The organism is Mariprofundus erugo, from assembly GCF_005818865.1.
GTDB classification, from domain to species: domain Bacteria; phylum Pseudomonadota; class Zetaproteobacteria; order Mariprofundales; family Mariprofundaceae; genus Mariprofundus; species Mariprofundus erugo.
Genome location: NZ_VBRY01000001.1, coordinates 158,383 through 177,718, shown reverse-complemented (window position 1 = coordinate 177,718; position 19,336 = coordinate 158,383). Strand labels below are relative to the sequence as shown.

At 55.8% G+C, this 19,336-nt stretch carries 18 protein-coding genes and 1 tRNA gene; 14 read left to right on the top strand and 5 right to left on the bottom strand.

The window, feature by feature from the left end; all coding sequences use genetic code 11:
- The first annotated feature begins 59 nt into the window (after positions 1-59).
- From ileS to FEF65_RS00825, 4 genes are all read left to right on the top strand, one after another.
- On the top strand, positions 60-2,834 hold the full coding sequence (gene ileS, locus FEF65_RS00840) for an isoleucine--tRNA ligase (protein WP_138237889.1): 2,775 nt from the start codon (positions 60-62) through the stop codon (positions 2,832-2,834).
- Complete coding sequence (locus FEF65_RS00835; protein ID WP_176582333.1) at positions 2,834-4,249, top strand: hypothetical protein; 1,416 nt, start codon at positions 2,834-2,836, stop codon at positions 4,247-4,249. Before ileS ends, FEF65_RS00835 begins: the two co-directional genes overlap by 1 nt.
- Entirely contained in the window at positions 4,246-5,910 is a 1,665-nt protein-coding gene (locus FEF65_RS00830) for a DNA repair helicase XPB (protein WP_138237888.1), read from the top strand. The genes FEF65_RS00835 and FEF65_RS00830 overlap by 4 nt, the downstream gene beginning before the upstream one ends.
- A gap of 112 nt (positions 5,911-6,022) precedes the next feature.
- On the top strand, positions 6,023-6,430 hold the full coding sequence (locus FEF65_RS00825; RefSeq protein WP_238701091.1) for a hypothetical protein: 408 nt from the start codon (positions 6,023-6,025) through the stop codon (positions 6,428-6,430).
- Positions 6,431-6,461: 31 nt separating this feature from the next.
- Here the strand turns inward: FEF65_RS00825 and FEF65_RS00820 are convergent, their stop codons facing one another.
- The 4 genes from FEF65_RS00820 to guaB all read right to left on the bottom strand — a co-directional run bounded on the left by FEF65_RS00820 (position 6,462) and on the right by guaB (position 10,946).
- Positions 6,462-6,929 carry an FHA domain-containing protein gene (locus FEF65_RS00820; RefSeq protein WP_161595144.1) on the bottom strand — a complete coding sequence of 156 codons (468 nt, stop codon included), beginning with the start codon at positions 6,927-6,929 and terminating at the stop codon, positions 6,462-6,464.
- 136 nt (positions 6,930-7,065) lie between these two features.
- Complete coding sequence (locus tag FEF65_RS00815; protein ID WP_138237885.1) at positions 7,066-7,785, bottom strand: BamJ family beta-barrel-assembly machinery protein; 720 nt, start codon at positions 7,783-7,785, stop codon at positions 7,066-7,068.
- A gap of 46 nt (positions 7,786-7,831) precedes the next feature.
- Complete coding sequence (guaA, locus tag FEF65_RS00810; protein WP_138237884.1) at positions 7,832-9,379, bottom strand: glutamine-hydrolyzing GMP synthase; 1,548 nt, start codon at positions 9,377-9,379, stop codon at positions 7,832-7,834.
- Between the two features lie 91 nt (positions 9,380-9,470).
- Entirely contained in the window at positions 9,471-10,946 is a 1,476-nt protein-coding gene (guaB, locus tag FEF65_RS00805; RefSeq protein WP_138237883.1) for an IMP dehydrogenase, read from the bottom strand.
- Between the two features lie 208 nt (positions 10,947-11,154).
- Between guaB and rplM the strand changes: the two genes are divergently transcribed.
- The 3 genes from rplM to FEF65_RS00790 all read left to right on the top strand — a co-directional run bounded on the left by rplM (position 11,155) and on the right by FEF65_RS00790 (position 13,063).
- Entirely contained in the window at positions 11,155-11,586 is a 432-nt protein-coding gene (gene rplM / locus FEF65_RS00800; RefSeq protein ID WP_138237882.1) for a 50S ribosomal protein L13, read from the top strand.
- A 22-nt stretch (positions 11,587-11,608) separates the two neighbouring features.
- Complete coding sequence (rpsI, locus tag FEF65_RS00795) at positions 11,609-12,001, top strand: 30S ribosomal protein S9 (protein WP_138237881.1); 393 nt, start codon at positions 11,609-11,611, stop codon at positions 11,999-12,001.
- A 129-nt stretch (positions 12,002-12,130) separates the two neighbouring features.
- On the top strand, positions 12,131-13,063 hold the full coding sequence (locus FEF65_RS00790) for a cation diffusion facilitator family transporter (RefSeq protein WP_138237880.1): 933 nt from the start codon (positions 12,131-12,133) through the stop codon (positions 13,061-13,063).
- 46 nt (positions 13,064-13,109) lie between these two features.
- On the opposite strand, the gene FEF65_RS00785 is transcribed toward FEF65_RS00790, so the two are convergent.
- Complete coding sequence (locus FEF65_RS00785) at positions 13,110-13,523, bottom strand: DUF4399 domain-containing protein (RefSeq protein ID WP_138237879.1); 414 nt, start codon at positions 13,521-13,523, stop codon at positions 13,110-13,112.
- 112 nt (positions 13,524-13,635) lie between these two features.
- Between FEF65_RS00785 and FEF65_RS00780 the strand changes: the two genes are divergently transcribed.
- The 7 genes from FEF65_RS00780 to secB all read left to right on the top strand — a co-directional run bounded on the left by FEF65_RS00780 (position 13,636) and on the right by secB (position 18,945).
- A complete protein-coding gene (locus FEF65_RS00780) occupies positions 13,636-14,148 on the top strand; it encodes a M67 family metallopeptidase (protein ID WP_238701090.1) in 513 nt (170 codons plus the stop codon).
- Positions 14,141-15,898, top strand: a complete 1,758-nt coding sequence (locus tag FEF65_RS00775) for a tetratricopeptide repeat protein (protein WP_138237878.1) — start codon at positions 14,141-14,143, stop codon at positions 15,896-15,898. Before FEF65_RS00780 ends, FEF65_RS00775 begins: the two co-directional genes overlap by 8 nt.
- Positions 15,898-16,455 (top strand): lipoprotein insertase outer membrane protein LolB, encoded by a 558-nt coding sequence (locus FEF65_RS00770; RefSeq protein WP_138237877.1) that lies wholly within the window; start codon positions 15,898-15,900, stop codon positions 16,453-16,455. Before FEF65_RS00775 ends, FEF65_RS00770 begins: the two co-directional genes overlap by 1 nt.
- Positions 16,452-17,303 (top strand): 4-(cytidine 5'-diphospho)-2-C-methyl-D-erythritol kinase, encoded by an 852-nt coding sequence (ispE, locus tag FEF65_RS00765; protein WP_138237876.1) that lies wholly within the window; start codon positions 16,452-16,454, stop codon positions 17,301-17,303. Before FEF65_RS00770 ends, ispE begins: the two co-directional genes overlap by 4 nt.
- A gap of 7 nt (positions 17,304-17,310) precedes the next feature.
- Positions 17,311-17,385, top strand: a tRNA-Gln gene (locus FEF65_RS00760).
- 120 nt (positions 17,386-17,505) lie between these two features.
- A complete protein-coding gene (locus FEF65_RS00755; RefSeq protein WP_138237875.1) occupies positions 17,506-18,453 on the top strand; it encodes a ribose-phosphate pyrophosphokinase in 948 nt (315 codons plus the stop codon).
- Between the two features lie 27 nt (positions 18,454-18,480).
- The gene (gene secB, locus FEF65_RS00750) at positions 18,481-18,945 is read left to right on the top strand and encodes a protein-export chaperone SecB (RefSeq protein ID WP_138237874.1); all 465 of its coding nucleotides are present in this window, start codon (positions 18,481-18,483) and stop codon (positions 18,943-18,945) included.
- The last annotated feature ends 391 nt before the right edge of the window (positions 18,946-19,336 follow it).

Genomic DNA, 19,336 nt, shown 5'->3' with positions numbered 1-19,336 from the left:
CAAACGGCTCTCTTTTGCCTAGGATGCGGCTCTTTTGAACTTGCGAGTGGAGCGTAGCTGTGGCTGAACCAACCCCTTTTGATTACCGACCAACTGTTTTCCTGCCGAAAACCGATTTTCCGATGCGTGGCGGTTTACCGCAGAGCGAGCCGAAACGGCTGGCGGCATGGGATGAACAGAAGCTCTATCAACAGCTGCGTGAGGCACGCAAGGATGCGCCAAAATTTATTCTGCACGACGGCCCTCCCTACGCCAATGGCAGCATTCATATTGGTCATGCCGTCAACAAGGTTCTGAAAGATATCGTCATCCGCTCACGCAGCATGATGGGCTTTGATGCCCCGTATGTACCGGGATGGGATTGCCATGGTCTGCCGATTGAGCTGAAGGTGGAGGAAGCGTTCAAGAAGAAGAAACGCAGCAAGGAAGATATCAGCGATTCCGAGTTCCGTGCCGAGTGCCGGACTTATGCCAAAGGGCAGATCGATATCCAGCGTGAAGAGTTCAAGCGTCTTGGCATCACCGGCGACTGGGACAATCCGTATATCACCATGGATTATGCCTTCGAAGCCAACACCGTACGTGAAATCGGCCGTTTCCTTGCCAACGGCGGTCTCTATAAAGGCGCCAAACCGGTGCACTGGTGCGTCTCCTGCGCCACCGCGCTGGCAGAGGCCGAGGTCGAATATGAAGACCACACGTCCCACTCCATCTATGTGAAATTCCCGGCCGGTGAATCACTTGCCGATATCGATGCGGCACTGACCGGCGACGTATCCATCGTCATCTGGACCACCACCCCGTGGACCATCCCCGCCAACCTGGCCGTATCGGTCGGTCCGGCCATCGAATATTCAGCGGTAAAAATCAACAGCGCCGGCGACAACGGCAACCTGAAAGCAGGTGAGATCATCATTCTGGCTGAAGAGCTGCGCGACAGCGTCATGGCAGCAATCGGCGCTGAAGGTGAAACCATCGCCCGCTTCAACGGTGCACAACTTGACCGTCGCATCTTCCGTCACCCCTATCTGGACCAGAATGCACCGATTCTGGTCGGTGATCATGTCACCCTTGATGCCGGTACCGGCTCGGTGCATACCGCTCCCGGCCACGGCCAGGAAGACTATGAAATCGGTCTGAAGTATGGCCTGCCCGCCTTTAATCCGGTCGATAACACCGGTATTTTCCATCCGGGCACACCGGTGGTGGAAGGACGCCACGTCTATCAGGCCAATGCAATTATGGTGGAGCACCTGCAAAACTGCGGTGCCCTGCTGGAAACATCTGAAATCCGCCACTCCTATCCGCACTGCTGGCGCTGCCACAAGCCGCTGATTTTCCGTGCCACGCCGCAATGGTTCATCTCGATGGAGACCAATCAGCTGCGCGACAAGGCACTGGCCGAGATCAAAAAAACCCGCTGGACCCCTGAGTGGGGCGAAAATCGTATTCGCGGCATGGTAGAGCAGCGGCCGGACTGGTGTGTCTCCCGTCAGCGCAACTGGGGTGTACCGATCACCGTCATCCGCTGTGCCTGCGGCTCCTGCAAGGTCACCACGCCGGAAGTCATTGAAGGGATTGCCAAACAGGTCGAGGAAGGCGGCGCCGACGTATGGTTTGCCCGCGATATCAGTGCATTTCTGCCTGCAGGTGCCAGCTGCCCCGATTGCGGCGGCACTGATTTCACCAGAGAGACTGATATTCTCGATGTATGGTTCGACTCCGGCAGCACCCATGCCTGCGTACTCGAACAGCGTGATGAGCTGGCGACTCCGGCCGACCTCTACCTGGAAGGCTCCGATCAGCATCGCGGCTGGTTCCAGTCATCGCTGCTGGAGAGTGTCGGTACGCGCGGCGTGGCTCCGTTCAAAGGCGTGCTGACCCACGGCTTTGTCGTCGATAAAAACGGCAACAAAATGTCCAAGTCACGCGGCAATGTGGTGGCACCGCAAAAAGTGATTCAGCAGATGGGCGCCGATATCCTGCGTCTGTGGGTGGCCTCCTCGGATTATTCAGCCGACATCCGCATCTCCGATGAGATCCTCACCCAGCTCTCCGAGGCCTACCGCCGTATCCGCAATACCATCCGCTTCCTGCTCGGCAACCTCGACGGGTTCGATCCGGCGCACGATGCAGTCCCTTATAACCAGCGCGTCGCACTCGATCAGTGGGCCGGCCATCGCCTCTCCCTGCTTGAGAAGACGGTGCACAACGCCTATGAAAGCTATCAGTTCCACCGCATTCATCAGGAGATCCACAACTTCTGTGCTGTTGATCTCGGCGGCTTCTACCTGGATGTGATCAAGGATCGCCTCTACTGTGACGATGCAGATTCCGTCCGTCGTCGCTCTGCTCGCGCCACCCTCTACGATCTCGCCGATACCCTGATCCGCCTGATTGCGCCGGTGCTGCCATTCACGGCAGAAGAGGCATGGCAGTATATGCCTGCCTCTGCCAGCGAAAGCATTCACCTGCAAACCTTCCACCCGCTTGAAGATTGTCCGGTGGATGAGGCTGCCTGGGAACGCTTCTTCAGCATGCGTGAACAGGTCAATACCGCCATGGATCAGGCCAAGAAAGAGAAGGTGGTCGGCTCCTCTATTGCAGCCCGCGTCACCGTACCTGATCTGGATATCGCCTTTGCCTCCGCACTCGGTGAGAGCTATGAGCAACTGCTGAGCGCAGCCCGTGTTGAATCAGGTTCTGCGATCACGATCAGTCCGGCCGATGGCGTCAAATGTCCGCGCTGCTGGAATGTCGGAGCCCCGGCAGACCACAGCCACGCCGATCACAATGCACTCTGCCCACGCTGCTTTGATGTTATTGCAGGCTGATGGTCGAACGCCTCACTCTTTGGCGGCAACCATCTGACAGCGGGCCACACACTGCCCCATGCGAGCCGGAATATGCCTCCCCATGGTCGCCGGATCATCTGATCTGGCGACTGTGGGTGGTGCTCCACTTTCTGCCGGTGAGCATCACCCGCCTGGGAATACTGCGAAAGCATGATCTGAAAAAAATATCGGCGTTGCTGCACGAAAATCGCCCCCGCCATATCGAACTGCTGATTGCCGCCATGCTGCAAAGCGAACTGTTAAAGCAACAGGGCGACCGGCTGATCCCGACCGCCATTCACTGGCCAACCTGGGCCCGACGCCAGCGCCAATCGATGATCCGTATTCTCCGCAGCTGGGAGCAATGGAGTCAGGCCGATGAGGAACGCGCCATATCCCTGTTAAGTCAGCTGCCTGCAGACAGGTGGTTGCACCTTGATGCGGTGGTGGACTGGCTGCGCTCCCGTTCGGAGGGCAGGCTGGCGACCGCCCAGTGGCTGCCACTGTTCCGCAATCATCAGGCCACCGCCCTGCATCACCTCAATGGCAGCAGGGATGCCATTTACCTGCCACCCCTGTTTCAACACGTACTGCAACAGCAGCCGGTCAACTTTACTGCTCCCGGCTGGCTGGGTGCCAATACTTCAGCACCGGTCTATGGCTACATCTCGGCCGCAGGCGAGATTCAGCTGCCACCGGACTGCAATCACCGCGTATTGGCCGGACTGGCCTCTTGCTGCGCCCCCACCTCTGTCGAACAGATGATCACACTGCAACTGGATCTGCACGCCATCCGGCGCATGGGCACTGACAGGCCGCGACTGCAACAAACAAGAGCTCTGCTGGAATCGCTGCAATCGCCCTTGCCGCAGGCTTTAAGCTATCTGTTTGAACGACAGGAGCAGCAGCAGCCGATTGCCTCGGTGGCTGCCACCTCGATGGTAGTGCTACTGCACGATGCGGCTGCCATCCAGCCATTGCGCACCATTGGCATCCCGTTCACACAACCCTTCCGGGATAAACCGGAGCTGGTACTGCTGGATGCATCGGCCGATGCCCATGCCTTTATCCATCGCTGCCACGAAGAGGGGATACTGCTCGATCACCTCATCGCCCCCGTTCGGTGGATCAATGGTCCGGCATCCATCCGGGCATGGATGGAACTGAACGAGGATCGTGAAGGGCAGTGGCTGGAAATCTGTTATCAGAAAACGGCAAACAGCACGCCGAAACAGCTTATGGCCTGCATCAAGGCTGACTACTATGACCGCATGGTCATCCACCCGGCAACTCAGACCAAACAGCGCTACGCCTGGTCAAAATCGATGATCACGCTGGAACCCGATCATATCCTGCGCCTGCGACAGCTGGATCAGGATGAAGTCCACAAGCTCGGACTGGACCGTCTGGCATGAGCTACCATCCCGAACGACCGCTCATCGTCCAGGGTGATCACTCATTGCTACTGGAAACGCATAACAGGTATTTTTCCGATGCACGCGATGCTATCGCCCCGTTTGCAGAGCTGGAAAAATCACCTGAACATATTCACACCTATCGGTTGCACCCGTTAAGCCTGTGGAATGCCGCGGCAGCCGGCTACACGCTGGAACAGGCTGAAGCGGCCCTGCACCGCTTCAGCAAATATGCGATCCCGGCCAATGTGCTGGAAGAGATGCGCAGCAGCTTTGCCCGTTACGGTCAGCTGGTCTTAAGCAAGGATGATGAACAGACCCTGCGCCTGACCGTTCATGATCCCTATATCGCCGCCCGTATCGTCCATGAAAAGTCGGTCGTGGCGCATATCAGGCAACAGCTGGCCGATCACCTCTTTCTTGTCGATCCCGATCAGCGTGGACCACTGAAGCATGCGCTGATCAAGCTGGGATTTCCGGTCGATGATCAGGCCGGCTTTCACGATGCGCCCGTGTTTCATATCACCCTGCGCAAACAAACACTGAGCAGCAACCAGCCGCTTGCTCTGCGCCATTACCAGCAGAGTGCCGTCGATGCCTTTGTGGCCGGAGGCAGCCATGGTGTGGTTGTACTGGCCTGTGGCGCCGGAAAAACGCTGGTCGGCATGGCGGCCATGGCACGCATCGGCATGCAGACCCTGATCATCACCCCGAATACGGCCGCCGCACATCAGTGGCGAGCCGAGCTGCTCGATAAAACTGAGGTGAGTGAGGCACAGCTCGGGGAGTACACGGGCAATCGCAAGGAGATTTTGCCGATTACCATCGCCACCTACCAGATGCTGAGCTGGCGCCCTGAAAGAGATGGTGATATGCCGCATATGGAGCTGATCACCAAACATGCGTGGGGGCTCATCATTTTTGATGAAGTGCATGTATTGCCGGCACCGGTATTCCGGGCCCTCTCCGCCATTCAGGCTCGCCGCCGCCTTGGCCTTACGGCCACCCTGATTCGAGAAGACGGACTGGAAAGGGATGTATTCTCGCTGATCGGCCCCAAACGGTATGACCTGCCATGGCGCCAGCTGGAGGCATCCGGCCATATTGCCAAGGCGCATTGCATCGAAATTCGCGTTGCCATGTCACCGGATGCTCACTTTGCCCATGCCGTCGCAGAGGATCGCCGCAAGGCCTATCGCATTGCCGCTGAAAACAGCATCAAGGTTGAAGTGACGCAGGCGCTGGTCGTGAAACATGCCGGCGAGGGCATTCTGGTCATCGGCCAGTATCTCGAGCAGCTGCAACGCATCGCCGAACATCTGGGGGCACCGCTCATCAGCGGGCGCATGAGCAGTGGCGAACGGGAACGGTTATATGCCGCCTTCCGTAGCGGTGAGCTGAACCTGCTGGTGGTCTCCAGAGTCGCCAATTATGCCATCGACCTGCCCGGTGCCTCCGTAGCCATTCAGGTCTCCGGCTCATTCGGCTCTCGTCAGGAGGAGGCCCAGCGTCTTGGTCGCATCCTGCGCCCCAAATCCGGCCCTGCCTTTTTCTATACGCTCGTTTCCAATGACAGCGAAGAGCTGAAATTCGCCATCAATCGCCAGCGTTTTCTGGCCGAACAGGGATATGATTATCTGATTGAGGCGTGGAAGGGATAGAAAATTTCAGATTTATTCGCCACTTCCTTAATCAGCTGCTGCCGCACAAATATGCATCGCCTTGCCATCCTGCCAAGTCGCCCTAAGATGCATGAGAGATTCGGAGGCCCACTTGAAGAAACTGTTTGCACTGCTGATGCTGCTACCACTGTTTTTCACCGCCTGCAGCTATGAAGCTGCCGATCAGGGCGGAGCGGACCAGCTCGTCAATCGCTATCATGAAGCATACAAGACCGGTGACTGGGAGACGCTGCTGGCCTGTTATGATGAATCCTTTTTCCAGACACATAGCCGAAATGCGTGGCAATCAACCCTGACCGCCCTGACAGAGCGATTCGGCCCCATCAGGGAGTTTCATCAAATGTATTCGCAAAAGGACCCTCGCTACCGGGGCGACTATTATATGTACGGTTACCGGATTCTCTTCGACCATGGTTCAGCCACTGAAACCCTGACAATTTTTCAGGGCATCGAAGAGAAAAAGCTGGCCATTGCCGGGCACGTCATTACGCCGGAATAACAGTCCTGCTACACGATGGTACCGAAGCGGATCAGCTCAGCACAATAAAGCGATAAATATACGGGGAGCTCTCGGAGCCCACCGTAATCACATCACCATCGGCAAGGGCTGCCTCCCCTCCCCGATCATGTCCGGCAAGATGGCGACCATTCACACTGATACCACAGGCACTGCCCCGGTCCAGCAGGCGATAGCCGCCTCCATGCAGGCATTCAAGCTGAAAGTGCTCGCGTGAAATATTCAGGGGATGGCCGGCATCAATCAGGTAAAAATCATTATTCGGGCCCCGCCCGTGAAAGCGTGGGCGCTCCATGATACGCTCATGGCTGCCACTCATGCGTACACGCGACTCCCTGCCAACCCTGAACGGAAACGCTCTGATACAGATGTAGCCGGCAGCCAGATACTGATGTGGAACAGCCTCCATCGCTTCCGGCGTCATCGGCCTGAGCACAGCCAGCGGCTGTATAGCTGTTCGTATTGCCTGTTTATCATCCATTCTGCTAATCCCCCATAACCTGAAACTCAGCGTATGACAGCAATTTTCACGCCAACTGAAGCACAAAAGAAAACAGGCCGGCATTCTTGCGAATACCGGCCTGTTTCATGACGCGTGACAAAATCATTGCCGCTTCTTATTCAGCCTTGGCAGGATCCTCAATACCCAGCAGCTCCACCTCGAAAATCAGCGTGCTGTTCGGAGCAATCGTTGCACCGGCGCCGCGCTCGCCATAGGCAAGATCAGCCGGAATATAGAACCTGAACTTCGAGCCCACATTCATCAGCTGTACGCCTTCGGTCCAGCCTTTGATCACACCACTGAGCGGGAAGGTAATCGGCTGACCACGTTTGTAGGAGGAGTCGAATTCGGTGCCATCCAGCAGCGTACCGCGATAGTGAACCTTTACATCATCACTTTCTTTCGGCTTTGGTCCGTCTGCTGCCTGCAATACCTCATACTGCAAACCGCTTGCCGTCACAGTTACACCCGGCTTTTTGGCATTTTCGGCCAGGAACTTTTCGCCTTCAGCCTTGTTCTTCACCGCTTTTTCAGCCTGCTCTTTCGCCCGCTTCTCTGCCTGCTGTTTGAAGAACTCCTGCTTCACCTTGCCGGCATCCTCATCAGTCAGCTTCATATCCTTGCCATCCAGACGATCATTGATCGCGGCAATCAGTGTCGCCCGATCAAACTCTGCTGACAATGACTTCAGCGATGAGCCGATATCCATACCGATGGCATAGCTGAGCTTGGCCTTGTCATTATCAAGCGCAACCGCAGCAGGCTTGACTTCCGACTGCTGTGAACAGGCTGCCAGCATGGCCACACATACAGATGCAATTATTGCTTTTTTCATTGTCTCTCCAGAATTAATGATTTTCAGTACGTCAACCGTACCACGTTCATTCCCACTCGATCGTTGCAGGCGGCTTGCCGGACACGTCATAGACCACGCGGTTAATGCCACGCACCTCGTTAATGATGCGATTGGACACTCTGGCCAGCAGGGCATGTGGCAACTCAGCCCAATGCGCAGTCATAAAATCCTGTGTCTGCACAGCACGCAGGGCGACAACCCACTCATAGGTACGACCATCACCCATCACACCGACAGACTTGACCGGCAAAAACACCACAAATGCCTGCGAAGTCTTGTCATACCAGCCGGAAGAGCGCAACTCCTCGATAAAGATCGCATCCGCCCGCCGCAACAGATCGGCATACTCCCTCTTCACCTCGCCGAGAATACGAACACCAAGGCCCGGACCCGGGAACGGGTGACGATAAACCATCTCACGCGGCAATCCGAGCGCCACACCAAGCTCGCGCACTTCGTCCTTGAACAGCTCGCGCAGCGGCTCGAGCAGCTTCAGGTGCAGTGTTTCAGGCAGACCACCCACATTATGGTGGCTCTTGATGGTATGCGCTTTTTTGGTTTTTGAGCCGGCCGATTCGATCACATCGGGATAAATCGTTCCCTGCGCCAGCCACTTTGCCAGCGGCAGCTTTTCTGCTTCACGCTGAAAGACCTCAACAAACTCACGGCCGATGATCTTGCGCTTGGCCTCGGGGTCAGACACCCCGGCCAGATGGCGAAGAAACTCATCACTGGCATCCACATGAATGACCCGTACACCGAGATGATCGGCAAAGGTTTCCATCACCTGTTCGGCCTCATTCAGGCGCAACAAACCGTTATCAACAAAGACGCAGGTAAGCTGATCACCGATCGCGCGATGCAGCAAAGCAGCAGCCACGGATGAGTCAACACCTCCGGAAAGACCGAGAATCACCTCTTCATCGCCGACCTGCCGGCGAATATGGGCCACCGCCTCATCGATATAGTTAGGCATCGTCCAGTCATTGCCGCAACCGCAAATATCATGCACAAAGCGTGCAAGAATGGCCTTGCCCTGGCGGGTATGTGTCACTTCAGGGTGAAATTGCACGGCATAGAAATGACGTGACTCATCGGCCATACCTGCAATCGGTGTCGAATCATTGCTGCAGATGACATGGAAACCGGCAGGCAGCATCGTCACCTTGTCACCATGCGACATCCAGACGTCCAGAATACCGTTTTCCTTATCTTCAATACCGCGCAACAGGGCCGAGTCAGCCGAGGTATACACTTCAGCATAGCCGAATTCACGCACCTCGCCGGTCTCTACACCACCACCGAGCTGGGCTGCCATTGTCTGCATGCCATAACAGATACCAAGCACAGGCACACCGAGTGTAAATACGGCATCGGCCGCCTTGGGCGTCTCCGCCTCGTATACGGAGTTCGGTCCACCGGAAAGAATAATGCCGGATGGCTCAAAACTGCGAATATCCTCTTCCGACATATCCCACGGATGCAGTTCACTGTATACGCCCGCTTCACGTACCCGGCGCGCAATCAGCTGGGTGTACTGAGAACCGAAGTCCAGAATGAGTATCTTATCCATTGTATCCATCTCTCATGACATCATCACACGGATATAAAGAAACCGGGATCACTCCCGGTTTCCATACCTCTCTGTGACAGATTTAATATTGTTATACGTCCAGGCGGTAGTTCGGTGCCTCTTCGGTAATGGTCACATCATGTACATGCGACTCTCTCAAACCGGCACCGGTAATGCGCACAAAACGGGCACGCTTGTGCATCTCATCGATCGATGCCGCGCCGGTGTAGCCCATGGCTGCACGCAGACCGCCAACCAGCTGATGCAGGATATCGCCCAGCGGGCCCTTATAGGCAACGCGCCCTTCGATACCCTCCGGCACAAGCTTCATCGCCTCATCCACGTCACCCTGGAAATAGCGATCCTTGCTGCCCTTTTTCATCGCACCGATCGATCCCATGCCGCGATAGGCTTTATAGGTACGGCCCTGATAAAGAATCTTCGAGCCCGGTGCCTCTTCCGTACCGGCAAACATGGAGCCGAACATGCAGGTGGATGCACCGGCAGCCATCGCCTTGGCGAAGTCACCTGACAACTTGATACCACCATCCGCAATCACCGGCACACCGGCCGCGCGGGCGGCATCGGCACACTGCATGATCGCGGTCAGCTGAGGTACACCGACACCGGCGATCATACGGGTGGTGCAGATCGAGCCCGGACCGATGCCCACCTTGACCGCATCCGCACCAGCCTCAACCAGATCAATCACAGCTTCAGGCGTCGCAATATTGCCGCCGATAATCTGGATTTTATCACCATAGGTATTTTTCAACTCGCGTACCTGATCAAGCACACCGCGTGAGTGGCCATGAGCAGTATCAACCACAATCGCATCCACGCCTGCAGCATACAATGCCTCAAAACGGGCCAGCTCCTTATCACCCACACCGATCGCTGCTGCAGCCAGCAGGCGGCCGAGATTGTCGCGTACGGCATTCGGAAATGCCTTCGACTTCTCGATATCACGCACAGTGATCATACCCTTGAGGTAACCATCGTCATCGACAACCGGCAGCTTTTCAATCCTGTGCTGGCGGAAAAGATCCTTGCATGCATCCAGCTCGACACCCTGGCGGACCACCACAAGGCGATCACGCGGGGTCATCATTTCAGACACCTTCTTAGCCGGATCACGCTCAAAGCGGATATCACGATTGGTGACAATACCGCAAACCTTGCCGTCAGCATCCTGTACCGGGAATCCGGAAAAATTATTTTCTGCAGCCAGCCTGAGCAACTGCTCAAGCGTGGTATCAGGCCCCACGGTCAGCGGCTCCTGTACAACACCTGCCTCAAAACGCTTTACGCGCCGAACCTCGGCCGCCTGTTCAGCAGGCGTCAGGTTTTTGTGAATCACGCCGATTCCACCTTCCTGCGCCAGAGCAATCGCGGTGCGGGACTCTGTTACTGTATCCATCGCCGCTGACAACACCGGGATATTCAATCTGATATTGCGCGTAAGCTGGGCAGAGGTATCCACACTGCGGGGCATCACATTACTGGCCTGCGGCACCAGCAATACGTCATCAAAGGTCAGGCCTTCACCTGTCAGTCGCTCATCCATGCAATATCACCTCGTATCTGTATATGAAGGCGGCATCATAGCGAATGATACCGGCAATCGAAAGCAAGCTCTTCATCACAGCTGATTCACTCCCGGCAGAACAAAGAGGAATTGACATCAACACGAGCTCTTCTATAATGCGCCGCCTTTGCATGGCAGACCACATTTTGATGCGTCAGCCAGACAATATACACTGGAGATGAATATCATGGCTACCTGGACTGTCCGCCCCGGCGACATTGAACGAAAATGGTATGTTGTTGACGCCACTGATCTTGTGCTGGGACGTCTGGCCACTCAGATTGCCACTGTACTGCGTGGCAAACACCGCCCGGAATACACCCCTCATGCAGATTGCGGCGACCACATAATTGTTATCAATGCCGAAAAAATTCGTGTGACCGGCAAGAAAGAAGAGGCCAAGGTCTACTATCACCACACCGGCTTCGTTGGCGGCATCAAGAGCATTACCCTTGAGAAGCAGCGTGCAAACCATCCGGAGCGCATCATTGAATCAGCCGTCAAAGGCATGATGCCGAAGGGTCCTCTGGGCCGCTCCATGCTGAAAAAGCTGAAGGTATATGCTGGCGGCGATCATCCGCACACAGCACAGCAGCCTGAAGCAATGAAACTGAACTGAGATAGCACAGAGGAATCATAATATGGCAGAGACAATCTATCGCGGCACTGGCCGCCGCAAGCGCAGCGTAGCCCGCGTTATCATTCAGCCAGGTACTGGCAACGTAGTGATCAATGGTCGTGAAGTAGAAAACTATTTCCCGGTTGAAATCATTCGCCAGCAGGCTCTCCTGCCACTGAATGAGACCCAGCTCTCCGATCGCATGGACATCCGCGTCAATGTATTCGGCGGCGGCGTTTCCGGTCAGGCTGGCGCAATCCGCCACGGTCTGGCTCGCGCTCTTCTGGACTATGATTCCGGCCTTCGTGGCCAGCTTAAGGCAGCAGGCTTCCTGACCCGTGACGCCCGTAAGGTTGAGCGCAAGAAAGCCGGTCTTAAGAAAGCACGTCGCGCACCACAGTTCTCCAAGCGTTAAGCTTGCAGCACCGCACAGAAAAAAGGGAAGGCAAATGCCTTCCCTTTTTTTATTCCCCATACCTGTTCAGCTTCATTTAAGGCGCCGGCAGGACCATTCCTGCCAACATCGATTCAAACAGGGATACTCATGGAGATACGTGACATGGCCGAGCTGGGCAGCGAGGCACCTTCAGAAGAACGGGACGCAGCCACCAGAAAATCCACGTGGACCAGTGTTGCCGTCAACCTCTGCCTCTCGATCACTCAGGTTATCACAGGTTTTTTCTCTTCATCACAGGGACTGATTGCCGACGGCATTCACTCACTGTCTGACCTGGTCGCAGATTTCGTGGTCCTGATTGCCGCCCACCACAGCAAAAAAGAGGCGGATGAAAACCACCACTATGGTCACCAGCGCTATGAAAACGGCGCTTCCCTCGCACTTGGCGCCATTCTTCTTGCCGTAGGCATCGGCATGGCCTGGAGTGCCGCACACAAGCTTGAAGCACCGGAGACCATTGCCACCGTACACATGGCAGCCCTATGGGTTGCCCTTGTCGCCCTTGTCGCCAAGGAGCTTCTTTTCCGCTACATGCTGGCCGTCGCTGAACGCGTACGTTCCAGCATGCTGGTCGCCAATGCATGGCACGCCCGCTCGGACGCAGCCTCATCGCTTGTTGTAGCGATCGGCATCGGCGGCAACCTGCTCGGCCTGCCCCTGCTTGACCCCGTAGCCGCACTGATTGTCGGCATCATGGTCGGAAAAATGGGCTGGGGCTTCTTCTGGGATGCACTGCATGATCTGATGGATCGCTCGGCGGCGGAAGAGCAAATCAAAGCCATCTCGGAGACCATCAGCAATACACCGGGTGTACTTGGCTTTCATGATCTCAAAACCCGAAAAACCGGCGATATGATCCTTGCTGACGTCCACCTTGAGATAGATGGTCAACTCACCGTTGAGCAGGGACATGATATTGCCCTGCTGGTCACCACCAACGTCATGAGCAACCACCCCGTACTTCATCTGATGACACACGTCGATCCGGCCATCCCTGCCGACGAAAACAGCAACAGATAACCGCCGCAGCCACATAAAACAGCCGCAGCCCGAGGTAAAGCCGGCCTTATTTCACGTGAACCGTAATAGAATGCCCCAGCGCATGGCCGTAGGACTTATCGTGCCCGTTGGCAAACTGCAGGGTCAGCACATGATCACCGGGCAACAGATGAATCGTCCCCTCGGTCTCCCCTTTCTCAAAATGGTGATGCTCCCGATCATCCACAATCATCTCCCCCATAGGGGCATAACTGCCATCAACAATCAGATCGAAATGACCGGTTCCGGGAATAATTTCCCCCGCCTCATGCAACTTCATACCATCAACGGCCATCACAACCTTGACCGCCCGACCAACTGTCGCACCATCAAGCGGCTGCACGATACTGACATGCGGAGCCGGCTCCTCCGCCGAACAGGCCAACAGCCCGCTGACAACACCCACAAGGGCAAATCTGGCAAGTGATTGTTTTATTTTCATAATAAATCCCCTTCGTCCGTAAATGCATTATGGATAAATCATTGCGCTTGGCAAGTCACAGGCAGGCGATAGGGTTACCACCCGACTTCCAGCAACAGCCATGGAGCACATATTGACGACAGCAATGCATGAACCGGAGCGATTTCGCAGCCCTGAATATCTTGCGGTCATTGAGCAAAAAGACTCATCCGATCGCCTGCAAATACCGGATGCCTGCCTGAGGCAGATGCGCCAGGAGGCCGAGCGCGGCTACCCGCACGAGATCTGCGGCCTGTTAACAGGCACGATGAATGCCTCCGGCTGGCTTGTATGCGATGTCCGCCCTGTTGCCAATCTCAACCATGAGCGGGCAGCCGACCGTTTCGAGCTTGATCCTGCGGGATACCAGGCCATTGATCGGGAGCTGCGTGGCAGTGGCACGGAAATTATCGGGGTCTATCACTCCCATCCAGACTGCCCGCCCCGCCCCTCGCCAACCGATCTGGGCAGCGCCTGGGAGGGTTTTGCCTATCCGATTATCAGCGTCTATCAGGGCAAGAGTCATGACGTTCGCTGCTGGACCATCAACGAAGAACTCAGCCGCTTTGCCGCCGTCGAAATTGTGGAGCATACAGCCCATGAATAAACTGTTTCTGTACTCTCTGCCACTGCTATGGCTGCTGACCGCATGCGGTGAGCACCAGTCACTGGAGAGTCAACCGGCAGCACAGCAAAAACCGGCCACATCCCAGTCCCATACCATCAACAAGGCTGAGTCCCAGGCTGCAATCGCCCAGATGGAACCGGACTTTCTTTATCTTGCCGCCCTGAATGCACTTCGCGATGGCAACCGCGAAATGGCCATCGAACTGTTAACCGCCCTGATCAAAAAAGATCCCGGCGCTGCCGAGCCCCATTTGCAGCTGGTTTCACTGTTGATGCAGTCAGGACGAATCGATGAAGCCGAGCAGCATATCGCCACCCTGCTATCCGGCACATCACTCTCCGATGAGGAGCGGCAGCAGCTGCAACTGGCGCAATACCGTATCTATATTGCCCGAGGCGATACGGCGATGACACTGGAAAAGCTCGAGGGCTTTTTACATAACCACCCTGACAATGACTCAGCACGCAGCATGCAGGCAACCATTTTTGCCAGCCAGGGCCAGATCGACAAGGCCCTTGCTTCTGTCGCAGCAGGCATTCGCATCAAGGAAAGCAGCACGCTGCGCATGCTTGAGGCTCAGCTGCTGGTACGAAAAGGCGACCTGACCAACGCCCGCATTTCACTGATGCGCATGCGCAAGCTGATGCCCGATAACGATGCCGCCACCCTGATCCTCAGCGACCTTGCCAGCAAATCCAATAACAGGGATGAAGCCGAAAAACTGTTGCAGGATTTTCTGCTGGAACATCCGGCAGACATGAAGGTAACCCATGCGCTGGCCAGATTGCTGATTGAGGAAAAGCGACTAACCGAAGCCATTCTCATCTATCGCAATGCTGCAGCCCATAGCGGCAACAGCCCGGAGGCCCTGCGGCCACTTGGCATGCTCTACTTTCAGCATGGTGACTATAAACTGGCCGAACAAACCTTCCGGCAGTTGCTGGAAATGCAGCCGGATGACAACAATCGCTACTATCTGGCGGCAAGCCTTGAGGCCCTCGAGCAGTTTGACGAAGCCCAAAGCCAGTATGAGAAAATCAGACCGGATACCGAGATGGGACTCCAGGCCCAAATCCGCCTCGCAGCCATGGATATCCACCGCGACCATATGGATCAGGCCGAAGTGCGACTGCTCTCCATTCTGAAACAGCGGCCGAACGAGCTGGATGCCCATCTGCTGCTCTCAAGCATTCGCTTAAGCAAAAACCAGTTCAGGCAGCTACTGGATGAGACCGAAGCACTGCTTGAGCTGCAACAAAAACTCCCCCCGCAGCTGCTGTTCAATCGCGCTGTCGCATTCGAGCACTTCAAGGATTACGCCAGGGTTGAGAGCACCCTGAACAGGGTACTCGCCCACAATCCGAAATATGCGGATGCACTGAACTTCCTCGGCTACACCTTTGCCGAGCAGGGCATCCAGCTTGATCGCGCTAAAGAGCTGATCCTGCGTGCACTGCAGGAAAAGCCGGATGACGGCTACTACCTGGACTCACTGGCCTGGGTCTATTACAAACTGGGCGATTTCGGACTCGCCGTCAGCACGCAGGAAAAAGCGATTCAGCAAATTGCCAACGACACCATCATGCACGAACATTATGGTGACATGCTCTGGCAGGCAGGACGCAGTGATGCAGCGCGTCAGGCATGGCACAAGGCACTTGAGCTGAACTCCGACCATCCGAAGGAGCTGGAACACAAGATCAAACACGGACTGCAAAGCGGCAAGTGATGCCGGTAACACATATAAAACAACACCTGCTCGCCATGCTCATTGCATGTCATGCCGTGTTATTTGCCGGTTGTGCCACCACCCCGTCACCACAGAGCCCGGAGCAGGCAAAGCAAGCCGACAACATTGGCCCTTACCCTGCGTTCAGCGGACGCCTGATCGTGATCGAACCGAACAGGCGCTGGCAGACCCTGATCGACTGGCAGGCACCGGACAAAAACCACGGCTCACTTCGCCTGACTCATGCTGCCAGCAATACCGTCGTTGAATTCACGTGGCAGGGAAACAACATGCAGCTGCGCGATAACCGCCACCATGAATGGCGCCCGCTCACTCTTCAGCAACTGGCCGAACACGGCATTGTAATACCGCCAGCCAGACTTGCCTCCATTCTGCTCGGCAACATGCCACCAGGCTTTCGCAGCAAATCCCCGAACCACTGGGAAAGCAGCGTGGCCGGCACCCGGATACAGCTGCAATGGCAGCCGGAAACAAACCGCCTGACCATGATCGACAGCAAACACGGTCGCCAGGCCACATTGGTGATACAACCATGACACTGACCCTGCCCGCACCGGCCAAGATCAACCTCTACCTCTCCGTCACCCGCATTCGTGACGATGGCATGCACGATCTGGATACAGCCTTTGCCTTCAGCCAGGCATGCGACACACTTCACTTTCAGGCCGCAGAGACCATTAGCGTCACCTGCTCACGCCCCCATCTGGGAGGCGAAGCCAATCTTGTCCATCGCGTCCTGTCGGCATTAAGAGATCGTCACAACATCAGGCAAGGCTTGTCTGTCCATATTGAAAAATCGATTCCGGAACAGGCCGGCCTTGGCGGCGGCTCATCAGACGCCGCCACCGCCCTGCTGGCTGCCAACAAACTCTGGCAAACAGGACTCACCCGGGAAGAGCTCATTGCATTCGCCACCCCGTTCGGGGCCGATATCCCCTGTTTCCTCTATGGCCAGGCAAGCATTGCCTCCGGTGTTGGCGACAGACTCCACCCCTACCCGGATCCGCTGCCAGATACCACGATGCTGCTGGCCTGGCCCGGCTCCGGCCTGTCGACAACCCGTGTTTTTGAACACTTTGACCGGACGCATCCTGCATTGACCACCCATCAAGGGGTGGATACCATGCGCGCCGGCATTCATCAGATGGGACATAATGACCTTGAAGAGGCCGCCTGCAGCATGAATAAATCCATGGCATGCCTGCTGGAAGAGCTCCGCAACTGCTCGGATATTGCCTGGATGAGTGGCAGCGGGTCAGCATGCATTGCCCTTTTTCAGCGGGCAGAACAGGCCTGTGAAACTGCACAGGTGTTGCAAGCACGACAGCTGGCCGGGTGGACGCATACAGGTAGCATTTGTTCCACGCATCCTGTGCAGCTGTAACAAATACTGGGACGTAGCCAAGCGGTAAGGCAGCGGGTTTTGATCCCGTCATGCGGAGGTTCGAATCCTCCCGTCCCAGCCAGTATTGAAAACGTTGATTGGCACATGCTATGGAAGTGAAACAAAGTCCGTACATGGCTGTTTGAAGAGTGAACTTCAAATGAAGAGCGATTCAAATGCATCACAACAGGAGTGAACGCTAATGATTCACCAGAAACTGAGGCTTTTTTCCGGCACATCCAATCCACCGCTGGCACAATCCATATGTGATCATATCGGCCACCCGCTGGGGGACCTCTACTTTGAGCGTTTCTCCGATGGCGAGATTTTCCTGCAAATTCGCGAAACCATTCGTGGCCATGACGCCTTCTTCATTCAGAGCACCAGCAAACCGGCCAATGCCAATCTGATGGAACTGCTGATTTTCATGGATGCTGCCAAGCGTGCATCCACCCGCAATATCTGTGCCGTGATCCCCTACTTCGGTTATGCCCGCCAGGACAGAAAGAGCGCAGGGCGCACCCCGATTTCGGCAAAACTTGTAGCAGACCTGCTGACCCGTGCCGGTGCCACCCGCATCCTCACGCTCGATCTCCATGCCACCCAGATTCAGGGCTTTTTTGACATTCCGGTGGACAATATTTTTGCCATCCCGCTCTTCTCCAATGACATCAAAGAGAAGAACAACATGGAGGATGTCATCATTGTATCGCCTGACGTCGGTGGCGTGGTACGTGCCCGTGCGCTGGCCAGCCGCCTGCATGTGGACATGGCGATTGTGGACAAGCGCCGCCCTGCCCCCAACGTTGCCAAGGTCATGAACATCATCGGCGATGTCAGCGGCAAGCACTGCATTCTTGTCGATGACATGGTGGATACAGCAGGCACCCTGTGTGGTGCTGCCGACGCACTGCTTGAGCGTGGCGCCACCAAGGTCAGCGCCTATGCATCACACGGCGTTCTCTCCGGTCCGGCAGCCGAGCGACTGGTCGAGTCCGGACTGCATGAGCTGGTCATTACAGACAGCATTCTGCAACCGGAAAAGATTCTTGAAACAGGCAAGGTACGCATCATCTCCATTGCCCCGTTGATGGGTGAAGCGATCAGCCGCATTTACGATGCCCGCTCAATCAGCAGCCTGTACGACTAATTAAAATACACACACAGGGAAATCACCATGTCGATTGAACAACAGGATTCACCGATCTTCAGCATTCAGAAGATTTACATCAAGGATATCTCGTTTGAGAATCCCAATGCACCTGAAATTTTCACTTCAGCTGCATCCCAGCCGAAAATCGAAATGAATCTTGGTGTCACCAATCGCCAGCTGGATGAAGAAAACTGGGAAGTTGCGCTGAAGATTTCTGTCCTTGCCCGTGAAAGCGAAAGCGAGCGGGTACTGTTTGAAATCGAAGTTGAACAGGCAGGCATTTTCTACATCAAGAACATTCCGGTTGAACACATCGCCCCGGTACTGGCCGTCGAGTGCCCGGCGATCATCTTCCCATACACCCGACAGATCGTCAGCCAGCTGACTGTCGATGGCGGCTTCATGCCTCTGCTGCTGGAGCCATTCAGCTTTGGCGCTGCCTATGAAAACAGCCTGAAACAACAGCAGGCGCAGCAGCCGCTGAACTGATTCCGATCCTGTACCGTGGCATCGCCGTCATTGTGCGGCGATGCCCGGACACAACCTCTGCACAGAAAGATTTAACTTGTTACCCGTGCTGATTGATGGCCATTCCGAAAGAGCATCCGTCCGCCAATGACTCAAACCCGCGTGAAACCCCTGAGTTAATCCCCCCTACGCCACCCGGAAGATCATCCAACCATTCAGGCGTAATCCGCCCCATCGCCGGCCCACCCGCTGCCACACAGAATATTCGCGCCAAATGGATTGTCTCTTGATAAATCCACATGGACTTTTTCTTCGCCAGCCATAGAGTGCGCGCCCGCACTTTTACTGTGCGGATATCAACACTATCGCGCTTATGGTATGCGCGCGCCGTTACGGGACAACCCGACGGTGT